This window comes from Xenorhabdus sp. XBWT (genome assembly GCF_059072735.1).
This window is the reverse complement of record NZ_CM180990.1, coordinates 3,831,021-3,849,476: the sequence shown is the minus strand read 5'-3', so window position 1 is coordinate 3,849,476 and position 18,456 is coordinate 3,831,021. Positions and strand designations below refer to the sequence as shown.

16 protein-coding genes and 2 pseudogenes are annotated in these 18,456 nt (G+C 44.6%); 6 read left to right on the top strand and 12 right to left on the bottom strand.

The window, feature by feature from the left end; all coding sequences use genetic code 11:
- Positions 1–10: 10 nt before the first annotated feature.
- The 6 genes from AC5JQI_RS16810 (at position 11) to AC5JQI_RS16785 (ending at position 6,819) form a co-directional block, all read left to right on the top strand.
- Positions 11–2,344 carry a bifunctional salicylyl-CoA 5-hydroxylase/oxidoreductase gene (locus AC5JQI_RS16810; protein WP_493912992.1) on the top strand — a complete coding sequence of 778 codons (2,334 nt, stop codon included), beginning with the start codon at positions 11–13 and terminating at the stop codon, positions 2,342–2,344.
- 48 nt (positions 2,345–2,392) lie between these two features.
- Positions 2,393–3,520 (top strand): cupin domain-containing protein, encoded by a 1,128-nt coding sequence (locus AC5JQI_RS16805; RefSeq protein ID WP_493912991.1) that lies wholly within the window; start codon positions 2,393–2,395, stop codon positions 3,518–3,520.
- 14 nt (positions 3,521–3,534) lie between these two features.
- Positions 3,535–4,446, top strand: coding sequence for a fumarylacetoacetate hydrolase family protein (locus tag AC5JQI_RS16800; protein WP_493912990.1), 912 nt, complete (start codon positions 3,535–3,537; stop codon positions 4,444–4,446).
- A gap of 27 nt (positions 4,447–4,473) precedes the next feature.
- Entirely contained in the window at positions 4,474–5,505 is a 1,032-nt protein-coding gene (locus tag AC5JQI_RS16795; protein WP_493912989.1) for a carbon-nitrogen hydrolase family protein, read from the top strand.
- A complete protein-coding gene (locus AC5JQI_RS16790; protein ID WP_493912988.1) occupies positions 5,502–6,257 on the top strand; it encodes a maleate cis-trans isomerase family protein in 756 nt (251 codons plus the stop codon). The genes AC5JQI_RS16795 and AC5JQI_RS16790 overlap by 4 nt, the downstream gene beginning before the upstream one ends.
- 91 nt (positions 6,258–6,348) lie before the next feature.
- Positions 6,349–6,819: a MarR family winged helix-turn-helix transcriptional regulator gene (locus AC5JQI_RS16785; protein WP_493912987.1), complete on the top strand. Its 471-nt coding sequence runs from the start codon at positions 6,349–6,351 to the stop codon at positions 6,817–6,819.
- Between the two features lie 136 nt (positions 6,820–6,955).
- On the opposite strand, the pseudogene AC5JQI_RS16780 reads toward AC5JQI_RS16785, so the two are convergent.
- From AC5JQI_RS16780 to AC5JQI_RS16725, 12 genes and pseudogenes are all read right to left on the bottom strand, one after another.
- A pseudogene (locus tag AC5JQI_RS16780) lies at positions 6,956–7,291 on the bottom strand (DUF4056 domain-containing protein); the annotation flags it as partial.
- 165 nt (positions 7,292–7,456) lie between these two features.
- On the bottom strand, positions 7,457–7,834 hold the full coding sequence (locus AC5JQI_RS16775; RefSeq protein ID WP_493912986.1) for a hypothetical protein: 378 nt from the start codon (positions 7,832–7,834) through the stop codon (positions 7,457–7,459).
- Between the two features lie 373 nt (positions 7,835–8,207).
- The gene (locus AC5JQI_RS16770; RefSeq protein ID WP_493912985.1) at positions 8,208–9,245 is read right to left on the bottom strand and encodes an IS630 family transposase; all 1,038 of its coding nucleotides are present in this window, start codon (positions 9,243–9,245) and stop codon (positions 8,208–8,210) included.
- Positions 9,246–9,463: 218 nt separating this feature from the next.
- Positions 9,464–10,501, bottom strand: coding sequence for an IS630 family transposase (locus tag AC5JQI_RS16765; RefSeq protein ID WP_493912984.1), 1,038 nt, complete (start codon positions 10,499–10,501; stop codon positions 9,464–9,466).
- 87 nt (positions 10,502–10,588) lie between these two features.
- Positions 10,589–11,710, bottom strand: a complete 1,122-nt coding sequence (locus AC5JQI_RS16760; RefSeq protein WP_493912134.1) for an ISAs1 family transposase — start codon at positions 11,708–11,710, stop codon at positions 10,589–10,591.
- A gap of 194 nt (positions 11,711–11,904) precedes the next feature.
- Entirely contained in the window at positions 11,905–13,095 is a 1,191-nt protein-coding gene (locus tag AC5JQI_RS16755) for a condensation domain-containing protein (RefSeq protein WP_493912983.1), read from the bottom strand.
- A 98-nt stretch (positions 13,096–13,193) separates the two neighbouring features.
- On the bottom strand, positions 13,194–14,600 hold the full coding sequence (locus tag AC5JQI_RS16750) for an MFS transporter (RefSeq protein ID WP_493912982.1): 1,407 nt from the start codon (positions 14,598–14,600) through the stop codon (positions 13,194–13,196).
- Between the two features lie 76 nt (positions 14,601–14,676).
- Positions 14,677–15,209, bottom strand: a pseudogene (locus AC5JQI_RS16745) (anthranilate synthase component II).
- A 59-nt stretch (positions 15,210–15,268) separates the two neighbouring features.
- Complete coding sequence (locus tag AC5JQI_RS16740; RefSeq protein WP_493912981.1) at positions 15,269–16,171, bottom strand: anthranilate synthase component I family protein; 903 nt, start codon at positions 16,169–16,171, stop codon at positions 15,269–15,271.
- Positions 16,164–16,661 (bottom strand): hypothetical protein, encoded by a 498-nt coding sequence (locus AC5JQI_RS16735; RefSeq protein WP_493912980.1) that lies wholly within the window; start codon positions 16,659–16,661, stop codon positions 16,164–16,166. The genes AC5JQI_RS16740 and AC5JQI_RS16735 overlap by 8 nt, the downstream gene beginning before the upstream one ends.
- Entirely contained in the window at positions 16,658–17,983 is a 1,326-nt protein-coding gene (locus AC5JQI_RS16730; RefSeq protein ID WP_493912979.1) for a phenylacetate--CoA ligase family protein, read from the bottom strand. Before AC5JQI_RS16730 ends, AC5JQI_RS16735 begins: the two co-directional genes overlap by 4 nt.
- Positions 17,980–18,234 carry an acyl carrier protein gene (locus tag AC5JQI_RS16725; protein WP_493914720.1) on the bottom strand — a complete coding sequence of 85 codons (255 nt, stop codon included), beginning with the start codon at positions 18,232–18,234 and terminating at the stop codon, positions 17,980–17,982. Before AC5JQI_RS16725 ends, AC5JQI_RS16730 begins: the two co-directional genes overlap by 4 nt.
- Positions 18,235–18,456 lie beyond the last annotated feature (222 nt).

The following is an 18,456-nucleotide window of genomic DNA, read 5'->3' as shown; positions in this document are numbered from 1 at the left end:
GAGCAGAAGCATGGACACAAAAAGTATGAACATCGTATGTGTTGGTGGTGGGCCGGCAGGATTATATTTCGGTTTGCTGATGAAATTGCAAAATCCTGATAACCGTGTTGTGGTAATCGAGCGCAATCGCCCGTATGACACGTTTGGCTGGGGTGTGGTGTTTTCGGATGCAACGCTGGAAAACCTGAATATGGCAGATCCCGTTTCAGCCGCAACGATTGGCGGGGAATTTAGCCATTGGGATGATATTGATATCTACTTCCGGGGAACGCTAAATCGCAGTAGTGGTCATGGGTTCATTGGTATTGGTCGTAAAAAATTACTGAATATCCTGCAAGATCGTTGTCAGGAAGCCGGAGTTGAACTCGTATTCGAGACTCAAGTTGAGGATGAACAAGAGATCGCCCGTAAATATGATGTTGATTTGTTGATTGCCTCTGATGGAATCAACAGCCAGATCCGCAGCCGCTATGCCGAAGTATTTGAGCCGGATATCGACCAGCGTCATTGTCGTTTTGTCTGGCTGGGAACCCGCAAGGTATTTGATGCTTTTACATTTCTGTTTGTAGAAACCGAATATGGCTGGTTTCAAGTTCATGCTTATCAATTTCAGGAAGGGTTATCGACCTTTATTGTTGAAACAACAGAAGAGACTTGGCTGGCAGCGGGTATCGACAAAATGTCACAGGAAGAGGGCATTGCATATTGTGAAAAACTGTTTGCACTGTGGCTGGATGGCTACAGACTGATCTCCAATGCGTCGCACTTGCGTGGTGCTGCGATTTGGATACGTTTCCCACGGGTGATCTGTGCTAATTGGATTCATCGGATCAAACCGGAAGGAGAACACGGCAAAAATGTTCCCATTGTATTAATGGGAGATGCTGCCCATACCGCCCACTTTTCCATTGGCTCCGGCACAAAATTGGCACTGGAAGATGCAATTGGATTGACTAACAGCTTGAAAGACAATCAAGGGGATTTGTCGGCAGGTTTAGCCCATTACCAAAAATTGCGTAGTGTGGAAGTGTTGAAAATCCAGAATGCAGCGCGTAATTCAACCGAATGGTTTGAAAATGTGGTGCGCTACGAAGGTCTCTCACCGGAACAATTTGCTTATTCGCTGCTGACACGTTCACAGCGTATTTCCCATGAAAATCTGCGGGTAAGAGATAAGGCATGGCTGGAAAATTATGAGTGCTGGTTTACCCGACAGTCTGGTCACTTGTCTTTGCCGATCCCACCGTTGTTGACCCCTTATAAGGTGCGGGACGTGATCCTGAGAAACCGTGTTGTTGTTTCCCCTACACTGCTATATAGCGCAGTGGATGGTATGCCGGGGCGGTTTCATCAGGTTTACCTTGGTAGCAGAGCATTGGGGGGTGCCGGTTTGATCATCGCGGAAATGACGGCTGTTTCACCACAAGCCCGTGTCACCCCTTTTTGCACGGGTTTGTGGAACGATCAACAAACGCAGGAATGGAAGACGATCACCGATTTTATCCATCAGCACACCACTGCCTTGGTAGGTATTCAACTGGGACATGCGGGGAGGCGGGGATCAACCCAACGGGGATGGGAACAATCCGATCATCCTTTGTCCGAAGAAAACTGGTCCCTGGTTTCGGCTTCGGCTGTGCCCTATCTGTCCGGGATCTCACAAGTGCCGTCGGTGCTCACCAAAGCACAGATGAGTGAAATTACTGAGCAATTTGTGTCGGCAACATATCGGGCCATTGAGGCGGGCTTTGACTGGCTGGAAATTCAGGCTGCTCATGGTTATTTGCTTTCCGGCTTTATTTCGCCGCTGACTAACCAGCGTGATGATGAATATGGCGGTTCGCTGGAAAACCGTCTCCGTTTTCCGCTGGCGGTCTTTAAAGCGGTACGTGCTGCCTGGCCCGCCCATCTGCCGATATCTGTGCGTATTTCTGCCACCGATTGGGTCGAAGGAGGAACTACCGTTGATGAGGCGGTATTGATTGCCCGATATTTCTATGAAGCGGGTGCGGATATTATAACTTGCTCCACTGGTGAAGTTTCCATTGAACAAAAGCCCGTTTATGGGCGGATGTACCAAACCCCTATGGCTGATCGCATCCGCAATGAAGGCAAAGTGCCTGTTATTGCTGTCGGTGCGATTACTGATGCTGATCAAATCAACGGCATTATTGCCTCAGGCCGTGCCGACCTTTGTGCTTTATCACGTCCATTCCTGTCCAATGCAGCCTGGTTGCAGCACGAATGTGCCAGATACGGCTGGACAGAGATCGATTGGCCTAAACCTTATCTTTACGGCAAAGAACAACTGGAACGTCAATTGGCACAGAAATATGACCAATAGGTTTCAAATTTTCCAATGATTCTCAACTTATCCGTACAGGAGATATTTATGTCTCAACAAGAAAAAGATCAAACTCATGATCAATACAGAGAAGACATTATTGGCCGCGCTAATGTTGCGGATTCCCCTGAACTGTTAGCGTATTACAAGGAGTTGGCAAATCATAAGACAGGGGCACTTTGGACAGTCGCTAATAAAATTGAGCCTTGGCAGCCTGAATCCGCCTCGGTTCCGGTACTTTGGCGTTATCGGGATCTGCGTGAACACGTCATTAAATCTGCTGATTTGGTATCACCGGAAAAAGCGGGTCGCCGTGTGGTTTATCTGAACAACTCTGGAAAAGTAGGGTGGACTACCTCGGTGGGACTGCTTTATTCCGGTCTTCAGACAATGCGACCGGGAGAGGCGGCATCTGCCCATGCCCATTCTTCCTCTGCCCTGCGTTTTATCATGGAAGGGCGTGGCGCTTACACTATTGTTGATGGGCGGAAACTGTTGCTGGAAGAGAATGATTTTGTCTTGACGCCCAATGGAACATGGCATGAACACGGCGTTGAACCTGATGGTTCACAGTGTATCTGGCAAGATGGTTTAGATATACCGCTGGTTAATGTTCTGGAGGCCGGTTTTTACAAAGTGCATCCTGACCTGCGCCAAGTTATCACTGAGCCGGTGGATTCTTCTGTTGCATTGTGGGGAGCACCTGCCCTGCGCCCACAGAATATTCGCTGGGATCAACCTTATTCTCCATTGTTCCGATATCAATGGGAGCCGACGTATGAAGCCTTGCAGCGTTATGCCAACATCTCAGAAGGCTCCCCTTTTGATGATATTCTGATGTACTACACCAATCCGATGACGGGCGGCCATGTCATGCCGACGCTTGGTGCCAGTATGCAGTTATTGCGTCCCGGCTTTGTTGGCAAAGTGCATCGTCATACCGGTAGTTTCATGTATCAGGTGGCAAAAGGAGAGGGATATTCCATCATTGCCGGTCAGCGGTTTGACTGGCAGAAACGGGATATATTCTGTGTACCATCATGGGCTTTCCATAAACATGTGAACACGTCACAAACGGAAGATGCCTGCCTGTTCTGCTTCAACGACTTACCTGTGATACAGGCATTGCAACTGTATCGTGAAGAGGCCCTGACTGATAACGATGGGCATCAATGAGTGGGAGGATAAAAATGCGTTTAATCACTTACCGTACCGAAGTGACGGCTGCCGCACGATTAGGAGCAATAGTGAATAATCACGTGGTGGATTTGAAAAAGCTGGCTGCCCATATCGGAAATGTATTACCGAATAATATGCTGGATTTTATCGATTTGGGGCCGTTGGCTGTGAACAGTACAAGGGCTTTGTTGGATTCGTTCAGCGGGGTATGGCCGGTAGGCATAGCATTACCGTTGCAGAATGTGAAAATTCTGGCTCCCATTCCCCGTCCGCGAAAAAACATTTTTGGCATCGGGCTGAACTATGTTGAACATGTGGCTGAATCCAGCCGGACGCTGGATACGGCAAAAGAGCTGCCGAAAGAACCGGTCATTTTCTCTAAACCACCAACTACGGTGATTGGCCCTGGTGATGCGATTGAACATAACAGTGAGATAACTCAGCAGCTGGACTGGGAAGTGGAGCTGGCAGTGATTATGGGAACCCGCGCCAAAGACGTACCGGAAGAAGAGGCACTGAATTATGTCTTCGGTTATAGCCTGCTTATCGATATGAGCGCCCGTGATTGCCGCCGTGCGGGGCAGTGGATCTACTCTAAGGGGCAAGACACCTATGCCCCTTTCGGCCCTTGTATTGTCACTGCGGATGAAATCCCCAATCCTCAGGACCTTGCATTGAGCCTGAAAGTTAACGGCGTCATTAAACAGGATTCTAATACCCGTCATATGTTGTTCAAAGTCAATACACTGATTGCGGATATTAGCAAGGGCATCGTTCTGGAACCGGGAGATATCATTGCCACCGGAACGCCGGATGGTGTCGGAGCAGGCCGTACCCCGCAAGAATGGCTATGGCCGGGGGATACCGTCGAAGCGCATCTTGAGAATATTGGCAGTTTGCGCCATCCGGTCATTGCCGTGTAAAGACAGCAACGGAAACAGGAGCCTGATATGCTGAATCTTCCTAAGTTCAGGGCCGCTGCGGTACAGGCTGCCCCAATATATCTGAATACAGAGGCGACGGTCGATCTCGTTTGTCGGTTAATCCAAGAGGCAGCAGGCAATGGTGCCAGCCTGATTGCTTTTCCCGAAGTCTTTGTTTCTGGTTACCCTTATTGGAACTGGGTGATGAACCCCGTGCAGGGCAGTCGGTGGTTTGAAAAATTATGCAAAGCTGCCATTGAAGTACCGGGACCAGAGATCCACAAAATCGCACAGACAGCTGCCCGTTATCATATCAACGTAGTGATCGGTGTAAATGAGCGCAGCCCCAATGGTATCGCGACACTCTATAACACACTGGTCACTATTTCTGACGAAGGGTGCATTCTGGGGCGTCACCGCAAACTGGTTCCGACATGGGCAGAGAAACTGACATGGGCAAACGGCGATGCATCTTCATTAAAGGTACATAACACTCGCATCGGCCCATTAGGGGTACTGGCCTGCGGAGAAAATACCAATACACTGGCGCGTTTTTCTTTGTTGTCTCAGGGAGAGTTGGTACATGTTGCCAGCTATATTTCCCTGCCTGTTGCTCCGGCGGATTATGACATGGCTGAGGCGATCCGTTTGCGGGCGGCAGCCCATTGCTTTGAGGGTAAAGTTTTTACTATTGTTTCCTGTTCCACTATTTCACAGGAAATAGTGGAAGCCATGAGTGCCAGCCATCCTGAAGCTGAAGAATTGCTGGCGCGCCCCAATAGTGCATTTACCGGGGTTCTTGGGCCAGATGGCCGTGTCATTGGCAATCCCCTGATAGATAAAGAAGGGATTGTTTATGCGGACATTGATCTGAATCGTTGCATTCAGCCGCGTCAGATGCACGATATCACGGGGCATTACAACCGATTTGATATTTTTGACCTGAAAGTCGATCGCCGTCCGATGAATGCGATCCGGTTTACAGATCCCCCATTGGGACAGGACAATCTGAATGTATCGGCAGGTGGAACTGATTCGGCACTGGAGAATCCCTCATGAACAAGACGCGTTATTTTCGGATAGGCCAGATTGTTCCCTCTTCAAACACGACCATGGAAACAGAAATTCCCGCTATTTTGCGCGCTCGCGAAGCGTTTCATCCTGAACGTTTTACCTTTCATTCCAGTCGCATGAGAATGAAAACAGTCACGAAAGAAGAGTTGGCGGCAATGGATGCGGACAGTAACCGCTGTGCACTCGAACTGTCAGATGCGGCAGTGGATATATTGAGTTATGCCTGTCTGGTAGCCATAATGAGCATGGGCAAGGGCTATCACCGGATTTCTGAAAAACGCCTCCATTTAAAGACATTGGAGAATGGTTATCCGGTTCCCGTTGTTACCAGCGCGGGAGCATTGGTGGGCGGGCTTCATGCCTTAGGGGCGAAACGGATCTCCATATTGACCCCTTATATGAAACCCTTAACTCAGTTGGTTATTGATTATATTGAAAATGAAGGGATTGAAGTTATCGACAGTATTTCCTTGGAAATCCCCGACAATCTTGACGTTGGACGGCAAGATCCTCTTGCCCCGCTGGAAATTACCAAGCGATTGAACAGCAATGTGGATCTTATTGTGGCTTCTGCTTGCGTACAAATGCCTTCTTTAGCTTCAGTATCCCTGATAGAAGACCGTGTGGGATTGCCGGTTATTTCCTCATCTGTTGCGACAACCTACATGATATTGAAACAGCTTGGGCTGGATACATACGTTCCGGGATTTGGCTCACTGTTATCAGGAAAATATTGATTAGATAACCGTTGGGGCGTGTTTTTCGCGGATTAACCTTTTAGAATCGGAAGACAAAAAACTTCCTAAGATAAAAAGGGTTGTTCAACTTATGCCAGATTCAAAAGTGTTTGTTGACAATTACTTGCCGGCCTTGCTTGGTCAGGCATGGATGTTGGTTTCGTCTGAATTCCATGACATTGTTGAAGCGAAGGGGCTGTCTGTGCTGGAGTGGCGAGTATTATCAACGCTGGCGGGAAGTGGCCCGATCGGCATTAGTCTTTTGGCACAAAAAACGGTCAGTAAACAGCCGACAATCACCCGAGTTTTACAGCGTCTGGAATCGCAGGGGTATATTGCACGTTTTTCCAATGGTGGAGGTGATCGCCGTATTACATTAGTACGCTTGACTGAAACCGGGCAAAAAGTAGTAGAGGAATTGCTCACTGAGGCTGAATCTCATGAAAAAAGTGTGATGGGACCATTGGGTAACCGCAAAAGTCAGTTATTGAAAGAGGTTCTGCAAGAACTGATCAAGCGGCATACACCGATACGCAGAGTATTGGGGGGATTGGATAAGTAATCAGCATTCTGAAAGAAATACCTTTATTTTTATTCTTGTGTCTCCTTTGGATATCAAGTAATCCCATTGTTGATAATTAATTATATCAATAATGGGATTAGAATTTAGGAATACATCTTTCAATTAGGTGTATTACTTATTTAATCAATAACTTCTGCTGCTTGTCTTTATATCGGGCATTTTCTGCCAGCATTTTGAAATCTTTCACTGTCCAATATTGCGTTGGAACAGATAAATTTCTCATCTTATTGGTTGGTAATAAGCGGAACTCAGCCAGCTTATCCAATGAAAAATGCTGATAGCACTCAGGTAGAGATAAACGCAAAGCAAAGTCTTCTTTACCTGATGGCATTAATGGATAGCGATTGTCTTGGGTATCATAATTCCGTTGCAGTACTAAAAACTTCTCGGGGATACGTTGATAACTGTTCCACCATAAGCCATCTACACTATCAAACATCTCTTTTGTACCTGACTTAGAATGTGTTCCCCGTACTCACGGGGATAAACCGCGGCGGAGCCGCCTGAAAGCGGCTCTGCTGAATTCAATTGCCATTCATCAATCCAAAACCGTTTTTTCTGCCAGAAACGCCGATATGGGCTGTTATCAAAACACAGCAATTATCATACCGGATAATTAATTCAGAACGTGTTTAGTGGTTTTCTGATTGAATAAATGACAATTGACGCAATTATCCTGTACAACAATGGTGTTATCGTTGTTGTCCAAGTAGAAATAACCGCCACTAAAAGTCTTTCCGGAACGTTTGCCTGCGGGGGTGGCTGAAATAATATTGCAATTCTCGTCAAACACCACAACCCAGAATTGAGATTCGGCGTAGTCCAGTGAAACACCTATCATTTGATTATTACTATTACAAACCATATTCGGTGTGTATCCGAAAGGATTGTATTGTTCAATAAGCAGAAGATTTTCCTCAACAGGACCACTGAGTGACACGGATTCTGAGCACCAGCTATCTTGGTGCGGGCTGCCGAAATTGTTCGGAGCCATTCTCGGATGTTGCGGGATCACAGCGTTGGCGAAGTGGTTCAGTGTGCTTTGGGAACATGGTGCAATTCTTCTTTTCTCATAGGAACGATATGATCATCAAATGGATTCATAGTTTGACCTTTATTTGCTTTGAATTGCGGATAGCCAATCCTGATATTCAGGATCAGAGTGTTGAACCTCGAATCATGATCCACAGCAAGGTATACAAACTTCTTTCTTGTGGAATATGACGCTTGTAGCATTATTCCTAATGAATATTTCAACTATCTTATTATTGTGACTGGCACGGAAGCGCATTTCTCATATTTATAAAAATCGGAAATAAGGTAAATTATAAAAATTAAAAAGAAGATCAAAAATGTTATATACGCAATTAACTTGAAGATGCAGGAATTAAAGTTTGGAAATTATCCGTCAGCCGAGTAGCCAATGCCTGTATTTTTTCGGGGAAGGTGACATGAAAAAAATGATGAAATGTTTCGCGGAATGTTTTTGCATCCGGGAAATAGACATTGTTGCGTATCTGTTCATTCGCGTACTTCCCTAATCGCTCTATCGGATTGAGATTAGGGCTGTAAGGTGGCAGATAATGTAACTCTATATTCAGAACCTCGGCGAAAAATTTAACGATTTCAGCGCGATGGTAACCGGCTCCATCCAGAATAAGATGCATTTTTTGTGAAAGCGGATACGTTTCCCGGATGGCACCGAAAAACAGGACGACATTTTTGGCGTTAATCGTCGGATATTCACGAATAACGGTCTCTTCAATCCGTTGCAAATTGAGCGCCCCCATGAGATTGAGGCGAGTACGGCTTCCTGTCGTTTCAACCACTTTGACCTGCTCTCTTCCGCGTTTCATCCAACCGCAACTTAATTTTGTGGACTGGGTAGGATGCGTGGCATCAATAAACAAAATCGGCTCATGCTGACCACATTTCGCTTTCAGCGCGTTGTAGGTCTCAATAAATTGTTGCTGTTTATCCGCGTCGAATTTATGCGGCGTTCCCATCGGCTTTTTGTCACTGAACCCTTGACGGTGGAGCCATTTTGTCATCCCGGCGACAGTGAAAGTCACCTGCCAGCGTGCCCAGACATAGTCCACAATTTGTGCGGTGGTGTGCATCAAATTTGTCGTCAAATATTCAACGAGTTCTGCCGTTTGTTCGGCAGATAAACGCCTTTCAGAGCCGCCATTTTCAGGGGCAAGTGTTTCTTCAGAAAAGTAATCTTTCAGATGACGGCTTACCGTACTTTCATGAATACGCAAAGCCTGGGCAATCATTTGGGCAGTCCAGCCTTCCGATGCCAAAAGCACAGCCTTAATGCGATCACGCACGCGTCCATCACGAGTCGTATCGTGCATCAATTCGAGGGCTTGTTTTTGGGCATTTGTCAGGGTAATTTTCATGGACACAATCTTGATCTGATATGAATGAAAAATCAAGCACCTTCAATTACGATTGGTATATGTGTTAATTTTGATAATTAACTTTTCCTGAATATATCTATTATCAAGGAACTTTTCAAAATAGATATTTTATTGTAATTATTGATTTAGCTTGATCAATAAAGGATATAATATTTTTTTGATATCATTGATCGGGAATTATGTTTTTCTATACCAATCTAACTTGAAGGTGCGGGTTTTAAAATCTGAAAATTATCAGTCAGTCGAGTCGTCAGTTCTTTCGTTTTTTCTGGCAACGTGACATGAAAAAAGTGATGAAGGGTTTCACGAAATGTCTTCGCATTCGGAAAATAGACATTGTTACACACTTGCTCATTCATATACTTCCACAATCGCTCTATCGGATTGAGGTTTGGGCTGTAAGGCGGTAGGTAATGCAATTCAATATTCAGGACATACGCAATATCTTTCACCAACTCGGCTCGGTGGTAACCCGCCCCATCCAGAATAATGTGGATTTTTTGCGAAAGCGGGTAAGTTTCCCGGAGCGCCCCGAAAAAATACGCGATGCTTTCAGCATTGATACTCGGATATTCACGGATCACGGTGTCTTCAATTCGTTGTAAATTGAGGGCACCCAGAATATTAAGACGGGTACGACTGCCGGTGGTTTCGACCACTTTTACCTGATTTTTTCCTGCTTTCATCCAGCCATAGCTGAGCTTTGTGGACTGTGAAGGATGCACCGCCTCAATAAATAGGATCGGCTCATTCTGAGCCGCACCGTCTTTCAGCACCTTGTAGTCATCAATAAATTGTTGCTGTTGATCCGCATCGAATTTATGAGGCACTCCCTTTGGCTTTTTGTAGCTGAAACCCTGGCGGTGAAGCCATTTCGTCATTCCGCCCACGCTGAAAGACACCTGCCAACGTGCTCGGACGTAAGCCACAATTTGGGCGGTGGTATGCATCAAATTTGTCGTCAAATAATCAATCAAGTCGGCGGTTTGTTCGGCAGAGAGATGGCTTTCAGAACCGCCATTTTCCGGGGTGAACTTTTCCTGAGCGATAAAATCTTTTAGGTGACGGCTTACCGTACTTTCATGAATACGCAAGGCCTGTGCAATCATCTGAGCAGTCCAGCCCTCTGACGCCAAAAGCACCGCCTTGATGCGATCACAAACTCGACTGTCGCGCGTTGTATCATGCATCAATTCGAGGGCATGTTTTTGTTCTGGTGTCAGATGAATTTTCATGGTTGCAAGCATGATCGGGTTTGGATAAGAAATCAAGCATCTTCAAAGGAGATTGGTATCAGGGGTTACGCATGAAATTTTGGTAGGCTAAAATTGATTAAATAACAGGGCTTCCATGTAGCCATTATCCCACCCGGCTGATTTCCTTCGGGCACTCAAACTCAACTTATTGTTGGTATCCCGTTTAACGATATTGAGCGCCATTTTACGTAATTGGGCAAATATTCTTGTGGCGATCTGCTCTCTCATCCGTGAATCATCTTCCCGAAAAGTGACATCCAGCACCCAGTGTAAGCTATTTTCAATAGCCCAATGTTTCCGAATGGCTGCTAACTGAAAGGCAGGAGCGTCCTGACAACTACTTAAATAATAACGAAAATAAGAGGTGACTGTTTCAGAATATTGTTCTTGCCGTATTGTTTCTGTGACCAGAAGAGCCTGAATATCTGGCCAGGAGCCTAAGTGTTTTGTTTCTGGTGTCAGCGGTAGAACCCATCCGCGTCGTCTGACGGTACGCCCATGGCTATCTTCAAATTCATCATGGTCAGGTTTCAGATAAGGTTTTTGTGTTGCCCGTTGTTGTTGAAAATAGTTAACCGCTTCCGAAAAGGTTTTTCCCTGATTGCCTTTAAGGGACAAAATATAATCGGCTCCGCTCTCGCGTAATTGCTGGGCAATCGTGCGTTGACAGCCCATCGCATCAAGCGTCACGAGATGGCCTTTCAAGGAAAGCATCGATAATAATGTGGGGATGGCCTTAATTTCGTTTGATTTTCCGTCTACAGCACACTGACATAAGCTAAGCCCTTTCTCAACGGAGAATGCACTTACCACATGTAATGGGCTTTGTTCAATTTTCTTGTCAAACGAATGGCGTAAACTTTTACCATCAATCGCAATGATCGCCCGCTTTTCTGAAGAAACATCATGAGAAACCCACTGATAAAAATGGCGTTCAAAGAGGCGGGGATTTAATAAACTGAAACAGCGCCGGAAAGTATCATGTGACGGAATACCGCCTTTGAGCGGAAGAAATGAACCCAGCCAATCCTTTTTTAGTTGACCATACTGTTCAATATCGGTCCAGGCGTTAGCGCCGGCAATGACAGCACATACCGCAATCACTAAGATATCAATAAAACGGTGCCTGATCTTTCCCTGACAACGCGGGTCTGGAAAATCAGAAAAGACATCCACTAATTTTTTCATCTGCATTCCCTCTAAAAATGAGGGAATTATCCACTAAATATTTTCATGCGTAACCCCTGATTACCGACCACCTCACGTCCTGTCTCATTACGATGATCTTCGGGTTGAAAATTAAGCAGGGAGTTGGAGTGACAAAGTCCGCCAATCTCCCTTGATAATTACACTCATACATATTAGAGTACCACGCTAAATGATTACACAGAATCTAAACTGATACTTTCCAAGTCCTCAATCATATGCTTAATTACCTGCTCCATACACTTGCCATATGCATCAATATCCATATCTATTCTCCCCGATATATACTCGGAATGTTCATCTAAAGTAATTTCAAAACCTGCTCGGCATGTATCATTTGGTAGCAACTGAAGAGCCATCCACTCACTATCGCTTAGTGAGATTCGTGTACCGTCACACTGTGAGTTCCAAGCATTAAACAGCTGAGGGAAAGGGAGTTCATAAGCTACAGTTCGAGGTGAAATACCATCGGGATACAAAGCAGCCGGTTCTATGTCCTGGCGAGCAGACGCTTTGATGACATCACGTTGCAGTCGAATTAGCATACTAGGTATAGACTCGTCTTGCATATGATGAGTCGTGATTGGAACTGTATTCGATAAAGGGCCAACAACCTTGAATTCATCGGAACTTTTTCGATTGATAAACGGAACACCTGTGACAACAGTAGTAACCCCACTGACCATACTGACTGCGCGTTGAAAAATAGAAAATAACAATACAAATGGAGTGACCCGGTAAGCTCTTGCATAAGCCGACACAACACTACGCAATACAGAAGAGCTAAATTTTGCACTCTGCATAGCACCCACTGAGCCATTCGGAGTTTCTCGGATCGCATCAAGACCGTATGGTCCTAATCCTGGATAAACTTCAATTCTTTCCTGTAAGCTTATGACTTGTTTTGACACACGAGCATTTACCATATGAGCATATTCTATCCAACACTTAGATACTTTAGACTTACCACAATAGCATTGAACTATGTCTTCAATTAACAAATCAATTGATGCACCATCGCAAGTGTAGGTCCAAAATCCTATCCACACGTGAATTCCTGTATCATCAGTAACTGACGCTATCCTAAGCCCTGGTCCACTAGCCTTTTTCGCTCGGTAAGCCAGAAACACCTCGTCCGTTATGCCTGCATGCTTAAAATTCAAGTAATCCCAGAGGGCATTACGTAATGTAGTTTTGTTTGGAGCACGGCCAATAAGTAGATCACCTTCAATATCAAATTGAGCAGCTAAAATAGGATGCTGTGTTAATGTATCAACAATTGCACTAAATATTCGCTCTGATACACATCCTGGAGAAAAGTCGAGCCGTAACGCTCCAGTATAAGCTCTCCCTGTTTGATCTAACATTGCTCCGATCCACTTTTCACGTAGGCTTGCAGTACTAGGTACCACTATGGAAAGCTCATCTGCAAATGAAATTATATAGCTCTGGTGCATAAAAGAACCTAATGTTTAATTTCTGTGTTTTCTGTATCAAGGACTAATGCACTACGCCTCACCCCAATAAAAATTGCTCCACCAATAAAAATCATTGCGGATAAAGCAAACGCAACTATGAATCCGTTAGATTCAATAGTCGAAACTCCAACACCATCAGTAAAATTAATAGCAACAGCGACTAAAAGTGTCATTCCTCCTACCTGAAACAACTGTTGAATTGTTGTTGCTATTCCTGACCCAGCTCCCGCATCAGATTCGGAAAGTCCTGTAGTTGCAAGAGATTGTGCAACCGGGGCAACACAACCAAAACCAATAGACGTGACAAGCATTGCTGGCATCATTCCAACCCAGTAGTTTTGCATAGGTACCCCAGTTGCAAACAATATAAAACCAAAGGCAGAGATAAATAGACCGACAACGGCGGCAGTCTGAGAACTCCACCGTTGGGTAACGAACTGAGATAAAAAAATTCCGGGAAAGAAGCCAAAACAGAATGGTAGCCAAGCGAGACCTGCTTGCAAAGGAGTCATTCCAATATAATCTTGCAGCAATAGGACACCAAGATAAAAAACAGCGCCTGATGTTCCTGCTTGAATTGCAAGAATAGCGTACCCTGTTAATCGTGGCGAACTGGTCATTAACCGGGCAGGAATAATACTATCCTCCGAATGCCTACAACGCTTTAACACTAATGTAACACCAGAAATTCCTAACAAGATCAGCATAATTCGGAGCCATAAAAGCTGCTCGATACCAGAACCGATCACACCAAGCACGGTTATACATACCGCAACCGCTAATATTAGAGCATTACTAAGATCCAACCGAGTAGATATTTGGTTAGAGAATTTTGGTATCACGAATATAGTAGCTATAGCTAGAATTAATATAATTGGTATATTAATTCCGAAAACCCAGCGCCATGAAAGCTGCTCTGTGATTACACCAGATAACAAAACCCCGAGTATTGATCCAAGCCCACCAAGTGCAGCCCAGACTGAAAATGCTTTACTACGATCTGGTCCCGAAGGGAATAACAAAGATATCATTGCTAAACCAGTCGCCGCAGCTAAAGCTTCCCCTATCCCTTGGCCAGCACGACCTATGATCAAGGTAGTGGCGTTAGGAGCAATAGTTGCCACGAAAGAACTCCCCCCGAAAATTACAATACCTACTTGGAATGTACGCAATACTCCATAGGCATCACCTATTCGACCCCCAAGTAATAGTAACGAGCCAGCAGTGATGAGATAGGCATTCACAATCCAAGTCAAAGAGCCATCTGTAAGCCCTAGATCGTGCTTAATCTGTGGTAGTGCCACATTTACTACAGTAGCATCAAGCAGTAATATCAACTGAATAATAGAGATGACACCTAGCGCCTGCCATCTCTTCTTACTTACAGCATCCATAGTTACCTCCTCTAAATTTTAGGGTCAATTTAAGCTGGTTTGATTCCGGTTAATACAGTTCAATTTGTTTTAGGGACTAATAATACACAGCTTTACTATTAACTAAATCTAATGAGTTATGAATCATTCTGAGTCCATACTCCGTTCCTATACTTTCAGGATGAAACTGCACGCTTTCTATGGGACGTGTGCGATGACGTACAGCCATGTTCACTATCTCTCCTTTACCTTTAGTATATGCAGTAGCCACTAATTCATTCTCAATTTCAGAATTAATAATAGATAGTGAATGGTAACGAACAACATTAACAGGTGATGGAATACCATGAAAAACACCTTGACCATCATGTTGCACCTGTGAATACTTACCATGTTCCACAGTCGGTGCTCTCATAAGCTTCCAACCAAAATACTCCCCAATTCTTGGTGACCTAAACAAACCCCAAATATGGCCTGACCTTCACCCACTGAACGAATTATTTCTGGGTAACCATGCTCTTGAGGGGTTTCTGGGCCCGGCCCCAAAACTAAAAGTTGTGGCTTCCACCGTTGAAACTTACTTATTGGATCATCGTTAACACGAACCACTTTCGTCTGTACCCCAGCCATGGAGTAGTACTGTTCAATAACAAATACAAAACTGTCGAAAGCATCCACCAATAATACTTTCATACATTCTTCCCCATTGCCCGAGCAAATGATTTGATCTTAGCACCAGTTTCCTCCCATTCAGCTGATGCTTGTGAATCAGCAACAATACCCGCAGCAGACTGTAATACGTAATGGCCGGAGTTCCCAATAATTGTACGTATCGTCAAAGCAAGAACTCCGCATTTCCTCCCCATAAGGTACCCCGCGCATCCAGAGAACAGTCCCCGTGGTATTCCTTCTAACTCCATAATGATCTCCATTGCGCGAATTTTTGGAGCACCCGTCATTGTTCCTGCAGGGAAATTTGCCGCAATCAGGTCCCATATATCGCAATTATTACGAACCTTAGTTTCAATTGTCGAAACCAAATGGATAAGTGAACCATAGACGTCCTCCTTCATAAACGAAGTTACGTTCACTCCGCTAGGAATAGCGCAACGTGCTAAGTCATTGCGCGCTAGATCCACAAGCATCAGATGCTCAGCTGCTTCTTTAGGGATCTGAGCTAGATGATTGTCTTTCATATCTTCCAGTGTCATAGTCCCAGCTATAGGGCGAACTTGAGCTATACCATCACGAACACGGATCATAAGTTCCGGACTAGAAGATATTATGTTCTGATTATCAAGAGCCAAATAGTACATATAAGGTGCAGGATTAACCGACGCAAGTCGTTCATACAGGTCTACTGGAGGAATTGTTGAATTCGATATAGCACGACGACAAAGCTGCATCTGATAAATATCACCAGCTCTGATATATTCTTTCGCTCGTTCTACCGCGGAACAAAATGTGTTTCGATCTGTTAAATCCCTAATAACTCCCCAATCACAAGAGTTGGCAGGAGTTCTAACTACCCTTGGTTCGGTGAGTGCTGCAAATAAAACTTGGGTATCTATAATCTCATCTGGACTAAACATCAATATTCGCACCATTCCCTGTGCCATCGTAGCGTATAATATGTCGGTAAACACGGAGCACTACCTCCGGAACTCCTTCTTCAAGAGCCATCCCTGGCAGGTGCTCCACAAAACGAGCTGCACTATACCCAAGCACTAACATCAACGGGAAGCTATCTGGTAGTGCGATAATTTGTGTCACCTCCCGTAAACGTTTCCATAGAGGCTTATTGTAATCATTCACTACTGATTCACATTCAGCAGTATACCTTTCAAAAGGGCTATTGCTCCTGATACTCCAAGTATCATTTACCAGTGTGATTTCTAACAGCAAGTCAAGCATGAACATCGTTTGTGAGCCATCAACAGCCTGAAAGCCCGCCCCAGTTTCAAACAAAGCTGGGTTAGGGTATAAACCAAGCAGCGTCTTACGTACTTGTATTACCGAAGCAGCCTCTGGAACCTCATACTGTTCTATAACCCACGAATGTTTCAATTGTTGTTCTATCATAGCCTTGGATTCCTCTTATCTCGAACACGAGCATGTTTCCAAGAAACATAGGCTCCAGTCTCTGTTCTCGAATCCAATCGATCTACTAAATGTAACCTAACTGGAACATTAAAACATTCTTCCATCTGCTTTTGAATTTGAGTAACTGAACGGCTCCCAATATGAGCAATCATAGATATTTCCATCTCATCAGCACCTCTATTTGTCTCCAAAACTGTAACCTGATATCCCCAAACCCGATTAGCAGCCATTAAAACAGTAGATTCGATTGATGAAGGTAGAATCAAGCGACCACCAAGAGCCATAACATCATTAATCCGACCAAATACTTTCAAGCAACGGGAATGGCTACCACATCCGCAAGCCTCTGGTGGTTGAAGACGAGCTAAATCACCTGTACAAAACCGAATTAATGGCTTAGCTCCAGGTACTAGCATCGTTAGACATAATTCTCCTACATCATCATCCAATCCAGGGATTGGGAGAATTTCTGCAAGATAATTTGTCTCTGAAAGATGTAGATTGCCTTTTAAACAACCTGTAGCGATTGCATGTGCTTCTTGTGAGCCGTACAGGCCATGAGTACAGTGTGCATTCCAAATACGAGAAATATTCAAAAGCATTTCAGGCGTACATAATTCTCCAAGAACAAAAATCTGCTCCACTGAAGTTCCTTGAGGATCGACCCCAAGACTTATATAAAGACGAGCTAACGCAAGTGCTATTGCCGGAGAACATATTAGTGAACGTACCCCAAGATCAGTAATAAGTTTGGAAGCTTTATCCAAACCAACTCGTGGGCTTTCTGGCCACAATCGTACAAAAGGAATTTCCAAATTCCGGCAAATCTCACCATAGGTATCCCCAAATGCATACAACTCTGATGGTCCCATGATAGCAGTAAGAGCGTGCATCGTACCGAAAGTTGATTGGTATATATCTGCGATAGCTCTTTGAACGTAGATCCCACTAGTTTCAACATCAATTGATGCTCGCGGACACGGTGTTGGCTGCCCAGTAGTTCCTGTCGTTTCATAATACGTGGCTATTTCGTTGAACGGGACACAGCAAACTGTCGTTCCTGCAGAACGAAGGTCATCTTTAGTAGTAAAAGGAATACCGTTAAGAATCTTGAATAAACTCAAAGAACCTTTCCTGGTATCTAGATGGCTGCGATAAAATGATGATTGTTCCGCAACGTACCTCAGTATTTCTTGTGCTCGTACCTCAGCTTTTTGATGTAGACACTGAGGTTTTATTTGCCCATTCAGGTATGCAGTAACATATTCAAGCCATTCCCGATGTAATTGCCTACTAGTCATGACAGACTCCTTTCTGCAATTTGTTCTGCACATTCACGGATTGACTCAGTCAGCATAATACTCTCGAGTGAGATTGAGAGTTCAAGTTTGGACTCTAATTCGATTTTAATCTTCATAGCAGTCAATGAATTACCCCCTAAGTCGAAGAAATTGTCTTCTGGTAATACAATTGATTCGGCAAGTTGGGCTGAAATTACTCGTACAACTTCTCGTAGGATAGTCTGTTGATTTTTAATATTAGGTTCTTTCATGTCATCCCCTAGTACATTACGCAAAGCTATTACATCCACCTTACCGTTTTTTGATAGAGGTAGTTCCATCATGTGCTTAATAGTTTTTGGAATCATATAGGTAGGTAAATGTCGTGTAATTATTTCATTGATTATGGTTTCGCAGTTAGAATTACCAATATAAGCCAATGCAATCTGTTTTGGGTGTCCATCTAGGCCAGGCAATGCCACTGCACATGCTCT